The 16,892-nt window shown below is 53.6% G+C and carries 18 protein-coding genes and 1 other annotated feature; of the genes, 9 read left to right on the top strand and 9 right to left on the bottom strand.

All coding sequences use genetic code 11. The features are described 5' to 3' along the window. Window positions 1-200 (top strand): hypothetical protein (locus INF68_RS23250; RefSeq protein WP_227412878.1); only part of this gene is annotated, 200 nt, incomplete at its 5' end. 144 nt (window positions 201-344) lie between these two features. Here INF68_RS23250 and clpB read toward each other — a convergent pair. The 3 genes from clpB to rluD form a co-directional block, all read right to left on the bottom strand. After that, window positions 345-2,918, bottom strand: a complete 2,574-nt coding sequence (gene clpB / locus INF68_RS15715; RefSeq protein ID WP_023308864.1) for an ATP-dependent chaperone ClpB — start codon at window positions 2,916-2,918, stop codon at window positions 345-347. Window positions 2,919-3,047: 129 nt separating this feature from the next. Continuing rightward, complete coding sequence (gene yfiH / locus INF68_RS15710; protein WP_126785914.1) at window positions 3,048-3,779, bottom strand: purine nucleoside phosphorylase YfiH; 732 nt, start codon at window positions 3,777-3,779, stop codon at window positions 3,048-3,050. Then, window positions 3,776-4,756 (bottom strand): 23S rRNA pseudouridine(1911/1915/1917) synthase RluD, encoded by a 981-nt coding sequence (gene rluD / locus INF68_RS15705; RefSeq protein WP_023308866.1) that lies wholly within the window; start codon window positions 4,754-4,756, stop codon window positions 3,776-3,778. The genes yfiH and rluD overlap by 4 nt, the downstream gene beginning before the upstream one ends. A gap of 131 nt (window positions 4,757-4,887) precedes the next feature. Between rluD and bamD the strand changes: the two genes are divergently transcribed. The 4 genes from bamD to pheA all read left to right on the top strand — a co-directional run bounded on the left by bamD (window position 4,888) and on the right by pheA (window position 7,662). Further along, a complete protein-coding gene (gene bamD / locus INF68_RS15700) occupies window positions 4,888-5,625 on the top strand; it encodes an outer membrane protein assembly factor BamD (protein WP_023308867.1) in 738 nt (245 codons plus the stop codon). A gap of 268 nt (window positions 5,626-5,893) precedes the next feature. Beyond that, on the top strand, window positions 5,894-6,235 hold the full coding sequence (raiA, locus tag INF68_RS15695) for a ribosome-associated translation inhibitor RaiA (RefSeq protein ID WP_003863162.1): 342 nt from the start codon (window positions 5,894-5,896) through the stop codon (window positions 6,233-6,235). A gap of 110 nt (window positions 6,236-6,345) precedes the next feature. Beyond that, window positions 6,346-6,471: a sequence feature (Phe leader region), on the top strand. Next, on the top strand, window positions 6,347-6,394 hold the full coding sequence (gene pheL / locus INF68_RS15690) for a pheA operon leader peptide PheL (protein ID WP_100249759.1): 48 nt from the start codon (window positions 6,347-6,349) through the stop codon (window positions 6,392-6,394). (Overlaps the previous feature by 48 nt.) A 30-nt stretch (window positions 6,472-6,501) precedes the next feature. Beyond that, window positions 6,502-7,662: a bifunctional chorismate mutase/prephenate dehydratase gene (gene pheA / locus INF68_RS15685; protein WP_126785913.1), complete on the top strand. Its 1,161-nt coding sequence runs from the start codon at window positions 6,502-6,504 to the stop codon at window positions 7,660-7,662. On the opposite strand, the gene INF68_RS15680 is transcribed toward pheA, so the two are convergent. Genes INF68_RS15680 through aroF form a run of 3 tightly spaced genes read right to left on the bottom strand, consistent with a single transcriptional unit; the run spans window position 7,659 to window position 10,794 of the window. Next, window positions 7,659-8,531, bottom strand: coding sequence for an SMP-30/gluconolactonase/LRE family protein (locus INF68_RS15680; RefSeq protein WP_047174746.1), 873 nt, complete (start codon window positions 8,529-8,531; stop codon window positions 7,659-7,661). The two genes, pheA and INF68_RS15680, sit on opposite strands and share 4 nt — an antisense overlap. Before the next feature lie 60 nt (window positions 8,532-8,591). Continuing rightward, the gene (gene tyrA, locus INF68_RS15675) at window positions 8,592-9,713 is read right to left on the bottom strand and encodes a bifunctional chorismate mutase/prephenate dehydrogenase (RefSeq protein ID WP_047646187.1); all 1,122 of its coding nucleotides are present in this window, start codon (window positions 9,711-9,713) and stop codon (window positions 8,592-8,594) included. A gap of 10 nt (window positions 9,714-9,723) precedes the next feature. Then, complete coding sequence (gene aroF, locus INF68_RS15670; RefSeq protein WP_014832942.1) at window positions 9,724-10,794, bottom strand: 3-deoxy-7-phosphoheptulonate synthase AroF; 1,071 nt, start codon at window positions 10,792-10,794, stop codon at window positions 9,724-9,726. A gap of 214 nt (window positions 10,795-11,008) precedes the next feature. Here aroF and INF68_RS15665 point away from each other — a divergent pair, with 214 nt between their 5' ends. The 4 genes from INF68_RS15665 (at window position 11,009) to INF68_RS15650 (ending at window position 13,783) form a co-directional block, all read left to right on the top strand. After that, window positions 11,009-11,383 carry a DUF2799 domain-containing protein gene (locus tag INF68_RS15665; protein ID WP_085841433.1) on the top strand — a complete coding sequence of 125 codons (375 nt, stop codon included), beginning with the start codon at window positions 11,009-11,011 and terminating at the stop codon, window positions 11,381-11,383. Between the two features lie 152 nt (window positions 11,384-11,535). Then, window positions 11,536-12,072 (top strand): YfiR family protein, encoded by a 537-nt coding sequence (locus INF68_RS15660; RefSeq protein ID WP_185874178.1) that lies wholly within the window; start codon window positions 11,536-11,538, stop codon window positions 12,070-12,072. Beyond that, on the top strand, window positions 12,065-13,285 hold the full coding sequence (gene dgcN, locus INF68_RS15655) for a diguanylate cyclase DgcN (RefSeq protein ID WP_029741024.1): 1,221 nt from the start codon (window positions 12,065-12,067) through the stop codon (window positions 13,283-13,285). The genes INF68_RS15660 and dgcN overlap by 8 nt, the downstream gene beginning before the upstream one ends. 12 nt (window positions 13,286-13,297) lie before the next feature. Further along, window positions 13,298-13,783: an OmpA family protein gene (locus tag INF68_RS15650; RefSeq protein WP_126785911.1), complete on the top strand. Its 486-nt coding sequence runs from the start codon at window positions 13,298-13,300 to the stop codon at window positions 13,781-13,783. A gap of 2 nt (window positions 13,784-13,785) precedes the next feature. Here INF68_RS15650 and INF68_RS15645 read toward each other — a convergent pair whose 3' ends face one another. The 3 genes from INF68_RS15645 to INF68_RS15635 all read right to left on the bottom strand — a co-directional run bounded on the left by INF68_RS15645 (window position 13,786) and on the right by INF68_RS15635 (window position 16,878). Beyond that, window positions 13,786-15,156 (bottom strand): PepSY domain-containing protein, encoded by a 1,371-nt coding sequence (locus INF68_RS15645; RefSeq protein ID WP_126785910.1) that lies wholly within the window; start codon window positions 15,154-15,156, stop codon window positions 13,786-13,788. Window positions 15,157-15,195: 39 nt separating this feature from the next. Further along, the gene (locus INF68_RS15640) at window positions 15,196-15,600 is read right to left on the bottom strand and encodes a DUF2946 domain-containing protein (RefSeq protein WP_126785909.1); all 405 of its coding nucleotides are present in this window, start codon (window positions 15,598-15,600) and stop codon (window positions 15,196-15,198) included. A 228-nt stretch (window positions 15,601-15,828) separates the two neighbouring features. Continuing rightward, window positions 15,829-16,878, bottom strand: a complete 1,050-nt coding sequence (locus INF68_RS15635; protein ID WP_045348188.1) for a site-specific integrase — start codon at window positions 16,876-16,878, stop codon at window positions 15,829-15,831. Window positions 16,879-16,892 lie beyond the last annotated feature (14 nt).

The following is a 16,892-nucleotide window of genomic DNA, read 5'->3' as shown; positions in this document are numbered from 1 at the left end:
TTAAGAATCCATGTCACTTTGAGTGCCCACACAGATTGTCTGATAAATTGTTAAAGAGCAGTGCCGCTTCGCTTTTCGCTGCGGCGCGGGGTGTGCATATTACGCTTTCCCGCTTCAGAGTCAAGCGTTTATTTTTGCTTTTCTCTGCTGACCCGGCGGCGTGTGTGCCGTTGTTCCGTGTCAGTGGAGGCGCATTATAGGGAGTTATTCCGAAGCCGCAAGGGTAAAGTGAAAATTATTTACTGACCGCTCACTTTCCAGGCAATATTTACTCCAGACCTCAATTTTCGCCTGGTTTTTAAACAAAAACGAGCCGCAAGCGGCTCGTTTTTGCGTTTTGTGACTTACTGCACTGCCACAATACGATCGTCGTTGGCTTCCAGACGGATAACTTTGCCCGGAATCAACTCTCCGGAGAGGATCTGCTGCGCCAGCGGGTTTTCGATCTGCTGCTGGATAGCACGTTTTAATGGACGCGCACCGTACACCGGATCGTAACCATTCTCACTCAGCAGCTTCAGGGCCTCGTCGGAGATGTGAATTTCATACCCACGCTCTTCCAGACGTTTGTACAGACGCTGCAGCTGGATCTGTGCAATCGACGCAATATGTTTCTCACCCAGAGGATGGAATACCACAACTTCATCAATACGGTTGATGAACTCAGGACGGAAGTTATGGCTGACGACACCGAGCACCAGATCCTTCATATGGCTATAGTCCAGTTCACCGAAACGTTCCTGAATCAAATCGGAACCCAGGTTCGAGGTCATGATGACAACCGTATTACGGAAGTCGACCGTTCTCCCCTGCCCGTCGGTCAGACGACCATCGTCCAGGACCTGAAGCAGAATGTTGAACACATCCGGGTGCGCTTTTTCCACTTCATCCAGCAGGATGACGGAATAAGGGCGACGGCGAACCGCTTCCGTCAGATACCCCCCTTCTTCATAACCTACGTATCCCGGAGGCGCACCGACCAGACGTGAGACGGAGTGTTTCTCCATAAACTCAGACATGTCGATACGCACCATCGCATCGTCGCTGTCGAACATAAAGTTAGCCAGCGCTTTACACAGCTCGGTTTTACCGACTCCCGTCGGCCCCAGGAACAGGAACGAACCAATCGGACGGTTTGGATCGGACAGCCCCGCTCGGCTACGACGAATAGCGTTCGAAACCGCTTCAACCGCTTCGTTCTGGCCAATCACCCGATTATGGAGATCTTGCTCCATGCGCAGCAGTTTTTCACGCTCGCCTTCCAGCATGCGTGCCACCGGGATACCGGTCCAGCGAGCAAGCACTTCCGCGATTTCTGCATCCGTCACTTTATTACGTAACAGACGCATCGTTTTCCCTTCTGACTGCGTCGCTATCTCAAGCTGTTTTTCCAGCTCAGGAATTTTGCCGTACTGCAGTTCAGACATCCGAGCCAGATCGCCGACACGACGAGCCTGCTCAATGGCAATTTTTGCCTGTTCAAGTTCAGCTTTAATGGTCTGAGTGCCGGAAAGGGACGCTTTCTCGGCTTTCCACTCTTCTTCCAGCTCAGAGTACTGGCGCTCTTTATCGTCCAGTTCTTCATTGAGCATATCCAGGCGTTTCTTACTGGCTTCATCAGACTCTTTCTTCAGCGCCTGCTGTTCCAGCTTGAGCTGAATGATGCGCCGGTCGAGCCTGTCCAGCTCTTCCGGTTTCGAGTCAATCTGCATACGAATGCTCGAAGCCGCTTCATCAATAAGGTCGATCGCTTTATCCGGCAGCTGGCGATCGGCAATATAACGATGAGAAAGCGTCGCTGCCGCAACAATAGCCGGGTCAGTGATCTGCACGTGGTGGTGCAGTTCATAGCGCTCCTTCAAACCACGCAGGATCGCGATGGTATCTTCAACGCTTGGCTCAGCAACAAACACTTTCTGGAAACGACGTTCCAGCGCAGCATCTTTCTCAATGTACTGACGGTACTCGTCGAGCGTGGTGGCACCGACGCAGTGAAGTTCACCGCGCGCCAGAGCAGGTTTCAGCATGTTCCCGGCATCCATCGCGCCGTCGGCTTTACCCGCCCCGACCATGGTGTGCAGTTCGTCGATAAACAGGATAACGTTCCCTTCCTGCTTCGCCAGGTCGTTAAGCACGCCTTTCAGACGCTCTTCGAACTCGCCGCGGTATTTCGCACCGGCCACCAGCGCGCCCATATCCAGCGCCAGTACGCGGCGGCCTTTCAGGCCTTCCGGCACTTCCCCGTTGACGATACGCTGCGCCAGCCCTTCAACAATGGCGGTTTTACCGACACCCGGTTCACCAATCAGCACCGGGTTGTTCTTGGTACGACGCTGCAGTACCTGAATCGTACGGCGAATTTCTTCATCACGGCCGATAACTGGGTCAAGTTTGCCCTGTTCAGCACGCTCGGTCAGATCGACCGTAAATTTCTTCAAAGCCTGACGTTGGTCTTCGGCTCCCTGATCGTTCACGCTTTCACCTCCGCGCATTTTCTCAATCGCCTGAGTCACATTGGCGGTGGTCGCACCGGCAGATTTCAGCAGGTCGGTCAAGGTACCGCGTGATTCAAGCGCCGCCAGAACAAACAGCTCTGACGAAATAAAGTTGTCCCCACGTTTTTGCGCCAGCTTGTCGCAAAGGTTAAGCACGCGCACCAGATCCTGAGACGGCTGAACGTCGCCGCCGGTACCTTCTACCTGCGGTAAACGGCTCAGCGCCTGATCGATAGCGGTGCGTAACTGGCCAGCATTAATGCCAGCGGACGTTAATAAAGGACGTACCGATCCCCCTTCCTGATTCAGCAAGGCGCTCATTAAATGAAGAGGTTCGATAAACTGGTTGTCGTGCCCCAGTGCGAGGGACTGGGCATCGGCGAGAGCAAGCTGGAATTTATTAGTAAGACGATCCAGACGCATAACTCCTCCCATAACAGGTCAAATTTGCTACTGGAGATTAAATGAGGTCATCCCTCAATTATTCAAGGTTAATGACCTGAATTATGTGAAAAGAAAACGGCACGTACCGGATCGTCTTGATTCTTTAGGTTATATCAGCCAAATGAAACTTGCCATACGCCCCGTGGTCTTGTCGCGACGATAGGAGAAAAAATCACCCTTTTCGGTGAATGTGCAGCGATCGCCGCCGAAGATCTGCGTCACGCCAACGTTATTCAGACGCTGACGGGCGAGCTGGTAAATATCGGCCAGATATTTATCTCCCGAAGGCAGGAAGGCTTCAACCGCTTGCGGATCTTTTTCCATAAAGGCTTCGCGAACCTCTGGCCCTACTTCAAAAGCGCGAGGACCAATGGCCGGGCCAAGCCAGGCCATAATATTGGCTGGCTCATCGCTAAAGCAGGCGACAGTTTCTTCGAGCACGCCTTCACATAGACCACGCCAGCCCGCGTGTGCTGCTGCCACCTCGGAACCTGCACGGTTACAGAACAGAACCGGCAGACAATCGGCGGTCATCACGGCACAAACGGTTCCCGGAGTATTACTGTAAGAGGCATCAGCGCGTTTAGAAGCATAGGGTTCTCCCGTCAACTTCAGCACCGCGTTACCATGAACCTGTTCCAGCCAGACCGGTTTCGACGGCAAGTTACCCCCAGCAAACAAACGTCTGCGGTTCTCTTCAACGTGTTCCGGGTTGTCGCCACAGTGCGCACCGAGGTTCAAAGACTCCCACGCGCCCTGGCTAACACCGCCAATACGGGTTGAACTACAGGCGGCCACGCCAGCAGGCAATGGCCACTCCGGGACAATCAGTTTGGTCATAACCAGTCCACTTGATCCTTATGTTCTTCGAAATCAGCACGCATGGCGTCGATAAGATCCACCATATCCTGCGGGATAGGCGCATGCCACTCCATCTGAATACCGGTGATAGGGTGGTAAAGACGCAGCATGGTCGCGTGCAGCGCCTGACGATCGAATTTACGCAATACGCTGATGAACTCATCCGATGCGCCTTTAGGTGGACGCGGGCGGCCACCGTAGACCTGATCCCCTACCAGCGGATGGGTAATGTGGGCCATATGCACGCGGATCTGGTGAGTACGTCCGGTTTCCAGACGCAGACGCAGGCGCGTATGAATACGGAAGTGCTCCATAATGCGATAGTGCGTCACCGCCGGTTTACCCATCGGATGCACCGACATATGGGTACGTTTAGTCGGGTGACGGCTGATTGGCTCTTCCACCGTTCCGCCAGAGGTCATATGCCCAATGGCTACCGCTTCATACTCACGGGTGATTTCGCGCAGCTGCAGCGACTCCACCAGACGGGTCTGAGCAGGCACGGTCTTCGCCACCACCATCAAACCGGTGGTGTCTTTATCCAGACGGTGCACGATGCCCGCGCGCGGAACATCCGCGATCGGCGGATAATAATGGAGAAGTGCGTTAAGTACCGTACCGTCAGGGTTCCCCGCGCCCGGATGAACAACCAGGTCGCGCGGCTTGTTGATCACCAGAATGTCATCATCTTCATAGACGATGTCCAGTGGGATATCCTGCGGCTCGAAGCGGATTTCCTCTTCAATTTCAGCATTGATGGCGACAGCTTCCCCACCTAACACTTTCTCTTTTGGTTTGTCCCAGATCTTGCCGTTTACCAGCACGCGCTGGTCAAGGATCCATTCTTTTATGCGTGAACGCGAATAATCAGGGAACAATTCGGCCAAAGCCTGATCTAAGCGTTGACCGAGCTGATTTTCGGAGACTGTTGCGGTGAGTTCTACTCGTTGTGCCATAAACTGCTTCTTCGTTTAACGTTGGGTTTTACGGCTTTGCCGTTTAATATAGTGTGCTATTGTAGCTGGTCTTAATCGGGAGCAGGAACAGAGTTTCTCCCGGACAAACATTTGAGGAAAGTCAAAACGTCATGACGCGCATGAAATATCTGGTGGCAGCGGCCACGTTGAGCCTGGCTTTGGTGGGCTGCTCCGGTTCAAATGAACAGGTCCCTGACAATCCGCCGAATGAAATCTATGCGACTGCACAACAAAAGTTGCAGGACGGTAACTGGAAACAGGCGATAACGCAACTGGAAGCGTTGGATAATCGCTATCCATTTGGTCCATATTCGCAGCAGGTACAGTTAGATCTCATCTACGCATACTATAAAAATGCCGATCTGCCGCTGGCTCAGGCAACCATCGATCGTTTCATGCGTCTGAACCCGACTCATCCTAACATCGACTACGTGATGTACATGCGCGGCCTCACCAACATGGCGCTGGACGACAGTGCGCTGCAGGGCTTCTTCGGCGTGGATCGTTCAGACCGTGACCCGCAGCATGCGCGTGATGCCTTCAATGACTTCTCCAAGCTGGTGCGCGGTTATCCGAACAGTCAGTACGTGACCGACGCGACCAAACGTCTGGTGTTCCTGAAAGATCGTCTGGCGAAATATGAATACTCCGTAGCGGAATACTATACCCGTCGTGGCGCATGGGTTGCCGTGGTTAACCGCGTAGAAGGTATGCTGCGTGATTATCCGGATACTCAGGCAACGCGCGATGGCCTGAAGCTGATGGAAAATGCTTACCGTCAGATGCAGATGACCGCTCAGGCTGAAAAAGTGGCGAAAATCATCGCCGCGAACAGCAGCAACACCTGATATTGCCTCAATGCAAAACGGCAGCCCGAAGGCTGCCGTTTTTTTATTCATTTTACCGCGTCGCTGAAGCGCTTAAGCCTCAACACATCCAGTCAACTATGGCCCCAATTTTTGCCTTCGACAAGGTAAATCTCACCTCTTCCTGCCCTGCCTCACAAAAAAGATTCCCTGACAAAAACCGACAAAATAACGTGATCTAAATCACACATTTTGACATTAGGTCGGGTATGCTGGAATCACCAAGACGGAAAGACAAGAGGTAAAATTTATGACAATGAACATTACCAGTAAACAAATGGAAATTACTCCGGCAATCCGCCAGCACGTCGCAGACCGTCTCGCCAAACTGGATAAATGGCAAACTCATTTGATTAATCCACATATCATCCTGTCCAAGGAGCCGCAGGGTTTCATCGCTGACGCAACTATCAATACTCCAAACGGCCATCTGGTCGCCAGCGCAAAACACGAGGATATGTACACCGCTATTAACGATTTGATCAACAAGCTGGAACGGCAGCTCAATAAAGTGCAACACAAAGGTGAAGCCCGTCGCGCCGCAACATCGGTGAAAGACGCCAGCTTCGCGGAAGAAGTTGAAGAAGAGTAATCCTTTAAATTGAGTGTACCGCCAACGCGCCTTCGGGCGCGTTTTTTGTTTTTTATTGACAGGGTGAAAACAGTGCGGGTACTTTAACGGTATCAATCACAGGATGACTTTATGAAACTTACGCCGTTCTTCTTCGCATTCTTTTTTACCTTCCCCTGAACGGGAGGCGTTTCGTCGTGTGATAAAGAATGCGAAGACGAACAACAAGGCCTCCCACACCGGGGGGCCTTTTTTATTGATAACGATAATATGAGACCGACAACACTATGACACCGGAAAACCCGTTACTGGATCTGCGAGTAAAAATCAGCGCGCTGGATGAGAAACTGCTGGCGCTGCTGGCCGAACGCCGCGCGCTTGCCGTTGAAGTGGGCAAAGCCAAGCTGGACTCCCATCGCCCGGTACGAGATATCGACCGCGAGCGCGATCTGCTGGAACGTCTCATTCAGCTCGGCAAAGCGCATCACCTCGATGCCCACTACATAACCCGGTTGTTCCAGCTCATCATCGAAGACTCCGTTCTCACCCAGCAAGCGCTGCTCCAGCAGCATCTGAACAAAACCAACCCACACTCTGCGCGTATCGCCTTCCTCGGTCCGAAGGGGTCTTATTCTCACCTGGCCGCACGTCAGTATGCCGCACGCCATTTCGAAGAATTTATTGAGAGCGGCTGTGCCAAGTTTGCCGACATTTTTAATCAGGTTGAGACCGGCCAGGCGGATTACGCCGTCGTACCGATTGAAAACACCAGCTCCGGCGCCATCAACGACGTCTACGATTTGCTGCAGCATACCAGCCTGTCGCTGGTTGGCGAGCTGACGATCCCTATCGATCACTGCGTGCTGGTCGCCGGCTCAACGGACCTGAGCAAGATCGAAACGGTTTACAGTCATCCACAGCCGTTCCAGCAGTGCAGCCAGTTCCTGAACCGCTATCCGAACTGGAAAATTGAGTACACCGAAAGCACCTCGGCGGCGATGGAAAAAGTGGCGCAGGCTAACACCCCAACCGTCGCCGCGCTCGGCAGCGAAGCGGGCGGGGCGCTGTATGGTTTACAGGTGCTGGAACGCAACCTGGCGAACCAGACGCAAAATATCACCCGTTTCGTGGTGCTGGCACGCAAGGCAATCAATGTTTCTGACCAGGTGCCGGCCAAAACCACGCTGCTGATGGCCACCGGCCAACAGGCCGGTGCGCTGGTTGAAGCCCTGCTGGTGCTGCGTAACCACAACCTGATCATGACCAAACTGGAATCACGCCCAATCCACGGTAACCCGTGGGAAGAGATGTTTTATCTTGATATCCAGGCCAACCTGGAATCTGCTTCCATGCAGAAAGCCCTGCGCGAACTGGGCGAGATCACGCGCTCCATGAAAGTTCTGGGCTGCTATCCGAGCGAGAACGTGGTCCCGGTTGACCCGGCCTAACGTTCGATAAACCGGCTTTTCTTCTTCCCTGCCACGCTCACCGGCAGGGTGAAGATGGCTCCGGAGAGCGGATACTTCGCCACCTCGTCCGCATCCATATTTTCCCGCGTGGTGGTAATAAACAGCGTTTTCATGTCATCGCCGCCAAAGCAGACCATCGTCGGGCAACGCACCGGCATGCGGTATTCTTCCAGCTGCTCCCCTTGCGGAGAAAAACGCGCAATACGCCAGCCGTCAAATAGCGCGCTCCAGTAGCAGCCTTCCACATCCATTGCCGCGCCGTCCGGTATCCCTTCGCCCTCTTTAAACTGGCGAAACACCTCACGCCTGCCGGGTTCGCCCTGCTCATCAAGCGGCGTTCGGTAAATAACGCCGTTTGGCGTATCTGAAGTAAACATCCATTGATTATCCGGGCTAAATGCTAAGCCGTTGTGGCCGTGAATATCGCACTGGATCACTTTCGGCGTCAGGTCGTTGTCGATGCGCATCAACAGGGCACCGTTGTAATCTCCCGGCCCCCAAAACGTGCCCGCGTAGAATCGCCCCAGAGAATCGGTGCCGCCGTCGTTAAAACGTGCGAGCTGCGGGTTAGAGGGGTTATCGCACACCTTGCGGCGCAGCAGGCCGTGTTTATCGGTCAGCCAGATACCCGTTCGCATCGCAACGATAAAACCACCCTGCTCGCGCAGCGCGAAACAACCCACCTCCTCATGGAAAGAGAGTACGGTGTGTTCTGCCGTCGGCAGATGGTATCGGTGGATCTCCCCTTCCAGAATATCGGCCCAGTAGAGCGCGTGCTCTTCTGCGCTCCACGTCGGGCATTCAGGCAGATGCCCGGTGTAATTCAACAGCAGCTGCGGTTCGGCCATGACAGTTCCCCAAAATAAAAAAAGCCAGCAATGCTGGCTTTCAGTATATACATCATCGCATTACTGGCGACTGTCATTTGCCTGGCGCAACAGCGTCCGGCTCTCACTCTGGAAACGCTGAGCGTAATCGCCAAACCAGTGCTCGACCTTGCGGAAACTGTCGATAAACGCCTGCTTGTCTCCGTGCTCCAGCAACGTAATGGCTTCACCAAAGCGCTGATAGTAGCGCTTGATGAGCGCCAGGTTGTTCTCGGAGGACATAATAATGTCCGCGTAAAGCTGCGGATCCTGAGCAAACAGGCGCCCGACCATCGCCAGCTCCAGACGATAGATAGGCGAAGAGAGCGCCAGAAGCTGTTCAAGCTGCACGTTCTCTTCCGCCAGATGCAGACCGTAGGCAAACGTCGCAAAGTGGCGCAGCGCCTGAATGAACGCCATGTTCTGATCGTGCTCGACCGCGCTGATGCGGTGCAGTCGCGCGCCCCATACCTGAATCTGTTCCAGGAACCACTGATAGGCTTCCGGCTGACGACCGTCGCAGTAAACCACCACCTGCTTAGCCAGGCTGCCGCTGTCCGGGCCAAACATCGGGTGCAGACCCAGCACCGGGCCGGTATGCGCAGCCAGCATCGCCTGCAGCGGACCATTTTTGACGGAGGCCAGATCCACCAGGATGCAATCTTTCGGTAAAGGAGGGAGCTTTCCGATGATCTGCTCCGTCACGTGGATCGGCACGCTGACGATAACCATCCCGGCATCTTTCATGAGTTCCGGAGCATGCGCCCAGTCCTCTTTTTCCAGAATGCGCACCTGATAGCCAGAAAGCGTCAGCATTTTTTCAAACAGACGCCCCATCTGCCCTGCACCGCCGACAATCACCACCGGCCGCAGGGACGGACAGAGGGTTTTGAAGCCTTTGTCGTTTTCGCTGGAATAGGATTCCCGCATCACGCGACGCAGAACATCTTCAATTAAATCCGGCGAAACGCCCAGCGCCTGGGCCTCTTTGCGACGAGAGGCCAGCATTGAAGCTTCGCGCTCCGGGACGTAAATCGGCAGGCCGTATTTGCTTTTCACCTCACCGACTTCGGCAACCAGCGCCATGCGGCGCGCCAGCAGGTCCAGCAGCGCCTTATCCACTTCATCAATTTGATCGCGCAGTGCGGTCAATTCAGCAACCATAACTAACCTCTTAAGCCAGACGCGTCGCCAGCTGGCCGTTCAAATCTTTGTGGATCTCACGCAGCAGCGCATCGGTGGTTTCCCAGCTGATGCAGGCATCCGTCACGGAGACGCCGTGCTTCATTGCGCTACGCGGTTGTTCCGATGACTGATTACCTTCATGAATGTTGCTCTCAATCATCAGACCAATAATCGAACGGTTGCCATCTTTGATCTGTGCGACCACGGATTCCGCAACCGCAGGCTGGCGACGGTAATCTTTATTTGAATTACCATGACTGCAATCTACCATCAGTGCCGGGCGCAGTCCCGCCTGCTCCATCTCTTTTTCACACTGTGCCACGTCCGCCGGGCTGTAGTTAGGTGCTTTCCCGCCGCGCAGGATCACATGGCCGTCCGGGTTGCCCTGCGTTTGCAGGAGGCATACCTGGCCCGCCTGGTTGATACCGACGAAACGGTGCGGCATCGCAGCAGCGCGCATCGCGTTGATCGCCGTCGCCAGGCTGCCATCGGTACCGTTTTTAAAGCCAACCGGCATTGACAGACCAGACGCCATCTCGCGGTGGGTTTGCGATTCTGTGGTACGCGCACCAATCGCCGACCAGCTGAACAGATCGCCCAGGTACTGCGGGCTGTTCGGGTCCAGCGCTTCGGTTGCCAGCGGCAGCCCCATGCTGACCAGCTCCACCAGCAGGCGACGCGCAATCTTCAGGCCTGCTTCCACATCAAACGAGCCATCCATGTGCGGATCGTTAATCAACCCTTTCCAGCCGACGGTCGTACGTGGCTTCTCAAAATAGACGCGCATCACCAGATAGAGGCTATCGCTGACCTCCTCCGCTAACGCTTTAAATCGACGAGCATATTCTATGGCGGTTTCAGGATCGTGAATGGAGCAAGGACCGCATACCACCAGCAGGCGCGGATCGCGGCCGGCGATAATGTCAGAAATGGTCTGGCGAGAGTGCTCGATCTGAGCCTCCTGCGCGACGCTCAGCGGAAATTCCGCTTTCAGTTGATCCGGAGTGATTAATACCTGTTCGTCAGTGATATGTACGTTGTTCAGCGCGTCTTTTTGCATGATGGCGATCCTGTAAAGCTCGTTTGCGATAGTTGTTTTCCTCAATGAGGTGAAACCACGATACCATAAAAAGTAAACATTTCAATCCAAAATGCGTACACTTAGCTTTACATATGCCAATTTAATGCAAAAATCAGCCGACAAAAACGTAAACTTTAAATTACAGACAGATTTTCTTTAGCCAGGCTATGCTGAAGAAAAAAGGAGAATGGCTATGCGTTCAATTGCTCTCGCGCTGTTGTCGCTGTTTTTAACCGGCTGTCAGATCAATCCTTACACCTTCCAGCCCGACTGGACCAGCCCATCCTGGTTTGAAGCAGGTAAAGAAGACGCCATGAATGGCCTGCCGGTTAAAGATAACCAGGCCCTGGCCGATAGTTTTAACGACACACACGTTGATCGTAGCGAATATCTTCGCGGCTATGCTGACGGTCAGAAGAAAGTCTGTGAAGAAGGGTTTATTCACGCCTGGGGATTAGCCGGCAAATCTTTCCCTGCCAGTTGCGATACAGCCGAAAACGCGGCAAAACTGCGTGCGTCATGGCAGCAAGGGATGGATGAAAGTATGCGCTCCAGCAGACTGAATTAATCTAATTTCATCCACCGGAAAATAAACAACAGTAGGATTTAGCTTAGGTTGGCCTCATGCTATTTCTGACATAATGACGGCCCTGATAAACAATGGTATTCTGCCCGCAACTCTTAAGGACATCTATTTCCAGAGCGATGTGGCGGATTCTGGTGAGAAATTTATTCTTGATCTCTTTTTTCCGACTCGCTCTGATGCTAACGCTGTTCCTTATGGTAGGCCCTGCGGCGGCAGGCACGCTTACGGAAACGGATAAATCGGTACGCTCGATTGTCTCAGGCATTGTGAGCTATACGCGATGGCCGTCACTTTCCGCGCAGCCTAAACTCTGCATCTACGCCACTTCGCACTATACGCACGCCCTCAGCGGCGATGAGGGGCATAGCGAGTTACCTTATACTCCCGTTATTGTACGTAACGATCAGGAAGCCCTGGCCGCGACGTGCGATGCGATCTATTTCGGGTCTGAATCACCGGCAAAACAACTTGAATTAATAAGTCAATATCAGGGCAGAGCGTTGCTATTAATCTCAGAGCAAAATCCGGAATGTGTAATTGGCAGTGCCTTTTGCCTGATAATCGATCGCGGCCAGGTACGGTTCGCCGTCAACCTGGATGCATTGACGCGCAGTGGCGTAAGAGTCAATCCGGATGTATTAATGCTTGCACGGAATAAGCAGCATGGATAAAGATTTCACTTCAACGCCACGTCCGACGTTTAAAAGAACGTTGAGGCGAAACAGCATGATAAGCGTCATCATCACGATGACGTTAATATGGCTGCTGCTTTGTTTTGCTTCCGTCGTGACGTTAAAACAATACGCGCAAAAGAATCTCGAATTAACCGGCGCAACAATGAGCCACAGCCTGGAAGCCTCGCTGGTATTCAACGACTCGCTGGCGGCCAACGAAACGCTGGCAGCTCTGGGCAAACAGGGCCAGTTTGCCGTGGCCGAGGTTATTAACGCGCATAAAAAGCGGTTTGCCTACTGGTCATGGAACCCGGAGGACAACAACGATACGCTGGGCGCACTGGTCAGCCGCTGGCTTTTCCCCGTACCGGTTGCGCAGCCCATCATGCATAACGGCGCAACGATCGGCGAAATTCGCCTTACCGCGCGTGACAGCCTGATCGGCCATTTCATCTGGATGTCGTTTGCCGTTCTGACCGGCTGTATTCTCTTTGCAACCGTCGTCGCGCTCACTATTACCCAGTCTTTGCATCACGGGATGGTCACGGCCCTGCAAAACATCACCGACGTGGTGCATGACGTTCGTACTAACCGTAACTTCTCCCGCCGGGTGAAAGATGGCCGTATCGAAGAGTTTCACCAGTTTGGTGAGGACTTCAACAGCCTTCTGGATGAGATGGAGGAGTGGCAACTCAAGCTCCAGGCGAAAAACGCCCAGCTGCTGCGTACCGCCATGCACGACCCGCTCACCGGTCTTGCCAACCGCGCGGCGTTTCGTAACAGCATTGCGGCCTTAATGAACGACCCTTCTGCCAAAACGAACTCGGCCCTGCTCTTCCTCGACGGTGATAATTTTAAGTTTATTAACGACACCTGGGGACATGCGGCAGGAGACTGCGTGCTGATTGAAGTCGCCAGCAGGATGATGGAGTTTGGCGACAAACGTCACCAGGCATACCGCCTTGGCGGTGACGAATTTGCCATGGTGCTGTACGGCGTGCACTCTGAGCTTGAGGTTCAACATATTTGTGCTGCGCTATCGCAGCAGTTTATCCGTCCGTTTGATCTTCATAACGGACAAAAAGCATCGATGTCACTCAGCATTGGCTTTGCTCTGGCGTGGGAAAATGCTTCCGTGGAAGCATTACTGGAGAGGGCTGACCGCAACATGTACCAGGTGAAAAACCAGCGTACGAAAACAACAAGTTAGAAAGGATACACTATGTTAAAACGTTACTTCGCGCCGATAGTTCTGGCCTCACTGGTTCTGGCAGGCTGTCAGTCGCCGCCGGAAGGTAAATTTACTCCTGAGCAAATTTCGGCGATGAAGTCTTACGGTTTTAACGAACTGAACGGTGACTGGTCGCTTGGCATGTCGGACACCATCCTGTTTGATAAAAATGACGCCAGACTGCGCCCGGAAAGTGAAACGCAGATCCAGTCCATGGCCTCTCGCCTGGCGGAAACCGGCCTGAACCACGCGCGAATGGACGGTCACACGGATAATTACGGTGAAGAAAGCTACAACGAAGCGCTGTCGTTAAAACGCGCCAATGCCGTGGCCGATGCCTGGGCGAAGGGCGCAAATATCCCGCGCAGCAATCTCACCACGCGGGGGTTAGGTCAAAAATACCCGGTTGCGAGCAACAGTACCGCGCAAGGGCGCGCTGAAAACCGCCGCGTCGCAGTGGTGATCAGCACGCCATAGGGTTATTTAGCGGAGGATTCGGCGAGCGTCACCCTGGTTGCCGCTCGCCAGCGCAGCCAGTCCACCAGAACAAACAGCGCCAGACTCACGCCCATGACCGGCAAGGCCAGCCCCAGCAGTATGCTGATTACCACCGTAACCCCTCTTCCCCATCCTGACAGCGCCAGCCAGCTCTGACAAAGCGTCTGCACCGGACTCACTGCCGACCGTGCCGGACGACGCATCCACCACATCCGGTAACCCCAGACGATGAGCACGCACAGGGCGAGGCCGAACGCCACCAGCAGCAGCTGATTCACCAGCCCAAATAAGATCCCCATATGGAAATCCACGCCCCAGCGGGTCAGTTTTGCCATTAACGGGAAATCCTCGAATCGGGTTCTGTCCACGACCTGCATCGTCGAAGGATCAACCGCAGCGGCGTCCACCTGGGTCGGCCAGCTGCGATCGATTTCCGTCACGGTCCAGGCGCTATCCGCCGTTTTTGCCGGGCGGATCTCCAGCCTGTTGGCATCAATTCCTGCGTTACGGGCCGCGCTTAATACTCCGTCAAACTGCGTCAGATCCATCGCCATTTCCGGCATCATCATTCCGCCGTGATGGCCCCGGTGTTCGGCATGCTCATCCACGATCTCCTGTTGGCCGGAAAGCGTCGTGTTCACCTGCGGGGTGAGCCAGTTCATCTCTGCCCGCAGCTTATCGACGTTCCCGCCTGCCCATTGAGACCATGTCAGGCCGGTTGCAGAGAACAGCAACATTCCACCCAGCAGACTCCAGCCCAGCGTCACGTGCAGGCGACGACGATTCTGGAAGCGATTGTTGATCCGCCGTTTGGGTCGGGTATAAAACCACAGGGCAATACCGCCCAGCGCGGCAACCCACATCCAGGAGGCAGCAAGCTCGCTGTAGAGCCGACCCACGTCGCCCAGCATCAAAGAGGTGTGCAGGTAATCAATGGTCTGACGCAGCGGTAAAATCCCGCTGGTGCCGTATACCGTCATATCTCCCAGCACTTCCAGGCTTACCGGATCAATAAAAATAGCCCGGTTCTCCGATGGCCCAAGCGTCGGGTCAGCAAACATCACGCGGGTAGTTTCGCCTTCAGCCAGCCCCGGACGCACGGCGTGCAATTGCAAATCTGAGCCAACGGTTTTTTCCGCCACGGCGATTTGCTCCGCCAGCGGCTGCAACTCGCCTACGGAATTCGTGTGGAGCGCGTGCCGGTAGAGCGCATTCTCCAGCTGTGGAGTCGCCACATACAGCGTACCGGTCAGCGCGGCAAAGAAGATAAACGGACCAACAAAAAGCCCGACGTAGAAATGGAGACGACGCAGCAGGTTTCCCCATGCCGCGCGCGGAGTGCAGGTAGTCATACTTTTCCTTTTTAAGGCAGTAAATTATCGATTTATTTTTTAAAGGGAAAAAGCAGACTGCCGCGGCGGCGCGCGGGTATCAGGGTAAAGCCAGGGGAAAAAGTGCCAGTGACTGACCGCCTGGCGCGGCGGCTTAACGCGAAGCCTCTGCAGCACCGCGCTGAGCAGGACGATCAGCGCCAGCATCACGCCAGGGACATGTGCTAACAGCACGCAGTAGCCGCACGCTTCCGCATGGTCGACAGGCATCGTGTGCGGCATATCGCCGTGATGCTCGTCCATCGACATCATGCTCATGTCATGATGCATGCCCGGCATGGCGCTCATGGGATCTTTCTGCAAGGAAACGGAGATAAGCGGCGCTACCACGATCAGCAGGATCGCAAACAGCGCGGTCAAGGCCGCTGCGCGTTTCCGGCCAGGCTGATGCAGTACGTTATCCACTTCCCCTCCATTCAAGAGGCAAGCATTGTAAATGATTTATGACAAAAGGGTTAACGTGAGAAATGCGCAGGGATAAAAAAAGGGCCAGCCTTTCGGCCAGCCCTTTCTAACAGGATGTCGCTTAAGCGAATCTTAGTTCAGACGCTCCTAATAACACCCTTTCAAAAACATACACTTACCATAAAAAACAACTAGTTAAGTTAATTTTTAATGCAGTGAATTGTAGTGTTATGCAACCTCTGCCGCCATATTGTCGCCAACATACAACGAAAGAGGATTGAGAGAAACGGCTTGCTCTAAATGGTCGGGAGCAAAGTGCGCATATCTCATTGTTTCACGAATGTTGGAATGCCCGAGGATTTTCTGCAGTACCAGTATGTTTCCGCCGTTCATCATAAAGTGCGCGCCAAAGGTATGACGCAGTACATGAGTCTTCTGTCCTTCCGTCAGCTCGATATTTGTGAGCTTAAGCATCTTTTTAAATTCCTGATAGCAGGGTTTAAACATTCTGCCCTGACGTTCTGCTAACTCGTCATACAACCATTTAGGAATGGGAACGGTGCGATTCTTCTTACCTTTGGTTTTTGTGAAAGTCAGTTTGCAGGGTGCGAGCTGTGGCCGCGTCAATCTCTCGGCTTCACCCCATCTTGCGCCGGTAGCAAGACAGACTTTGACAATCATCGTTAGATCCTCTTTGCCGTATTGCTCGCAGGCTCGAAACAGCTCAGGGATTTGAGAAAGAGTTAGCCAGGACATTTCTTTCTCAGCTTCTTTGAATACGCGCACTCCTTCCAGTGGATTGGGTAAACTCCACTCCCCTAACCGCCGCAGCTCATTGAACACAGCTATAAGATATTGCTGCTCACGATTTACAGTTATGGGTTTGGCGACCCATTTAGCCGGGTCTTTATGATACCCGTTATCTATTTCACCACGGAGTCGACGGTCACGGTAATGAGCCCAATCTTTAGCGGTAAAGCGGGATGCAATTGGGTCACCCAAACCGTTACACACAATTTGAAGCTTTGCTAACCGCGATTTACTGGCGACTAAAGCCTGCCCGTGCAGGTTATGCCAGAGTTGAATCAACTCGCTTAGGCGTCGGCGGTCTTCTTTCTTGCCGAGCCAAGGCTTATCCTCACTTTCATTCTTCGTAAATGTTTCGAATGCCTCGGCCTCACCTTTTGTATTGAAATGCCGACGTATACGCCGCCCTTCTCGACCATTTGGATAGAGTTCGCATAACCATTTGCCATTTTTTTGCTTACTTACAGTCATGATTTCACCGAGGC

Source organism: Enterobacter cloacae complex sp. P16RS2 (genome assembly GCF_014982155.1).
In the GTDB taxonomy this organism is placed as follows: domain Bacteria; phylum Pseudomonadota; class Gammaproteobacteria; order Enterobacterales; family Enterobacteriaceae; genus Enterobacter; species Enterobacter cloacae_M.
Note: the sequence above shows the minus strand (reverse complement) of the source record. Positions and strands in the feature narration are given on the sequence as shown.

Excerpts from the sequence above, each read along its gene's own strand:
- bamD (WP_023308867.1), top strand. The coding sequence starts at position 4,888 with ATGACGCGCATGAAATATCTGGTGGCAGCGGCCACGTTGAGCCTGGCT.
- INF68_RS15665 (WP_085841433.1), top strand. The coding sequence starts at position 11,009 with ATGCGTTCAATTGCTCTCGCGCTGTTGTCGCTGTTTTTAACCGGCTGT.
- INF68_RS15635 (WP_045348188.1), bottom strand. The coding sequence starts at position 16,878 with ATGACTGTAAGTAAGCAAAAAAATGGCAAATGGTTATGCGAACTCTAT.
- INF68_RS15645 (WP_126785910.1), bottom strand. The coding sequence starts at position 15,156 with ATGACTACCTGCACTCCGCGCGCGGCATGGGGAAACCTGCTGCGTCGT.
- rluD (WP_023308866.1), bottom strand. The coding sequence starts at position 4,756 with ATGGCACAACGAGTAGAACTCACCGCAACAGTCTCCGAAAATCAGCTC.
- dgcN (WP_029741024.1), top strand. The coding sequence starts at position 12,065 with ATGGATAAAGATTTCACTTCAACGCCACGTCCGACGTTTAAAAGAACG.
- yfiH (WP_126785914.1), bottom strand. The coding sequence starts at position 3,779 with ATGACCAAACTGATTGTCCCGGAGTGGCCATTGCCTGCTGGCGTGGCC.
- clpB (WP_023308864.1), bottom strand. The coding sequence starts at position 2,918 with ATGCGTCTGGATCGTCTTACTAATAAATTCCAGCTTGCTCTCGCCGAT.
- INF68_RS15680 (WP_047174746.1), bottom strand. The coding sequence starts at position 8,531 with ATGGCCGAACCGCAGCTGCTGTTGAATTACACCGGGCATCTGCCTGAA.
- raiA (WP_003863162.1), top strand. The coding sequence starts at position 5,894 with ATGACAATGAACATTACCAGTAAACAAATGGAAATTACTCCGGCAATC.
- pheA (WP_126785913.1), top strand. The coding sequence starts at position 6,502 with ATGACACCGGAAAACCCGTTACTGGATCTGCGAGTAAAAATCAGCGCG.
- tyrA (WP_047646187.1), bottom strand. The coding sequence starts at position 9,713 with ATGGTTGCTGAATTGACCGCACTGCGCGATCAAATTGATGAAGTGGAT.
- INF68_RS15650 (WP_126785911.1), top strand. The coding sequence starts at position 13,298 with ATGTTAAAACGTTACTTCGCGCCGATAGTTCTGGCCTCACTGGTTCTG.
- aroF (WP_014832942.1), bottom strand. The coding sequence starts at position 10,794 with ATGCAAAAAGACGCGCTGAACAACGTACATATCACTGACGAACAGGTA.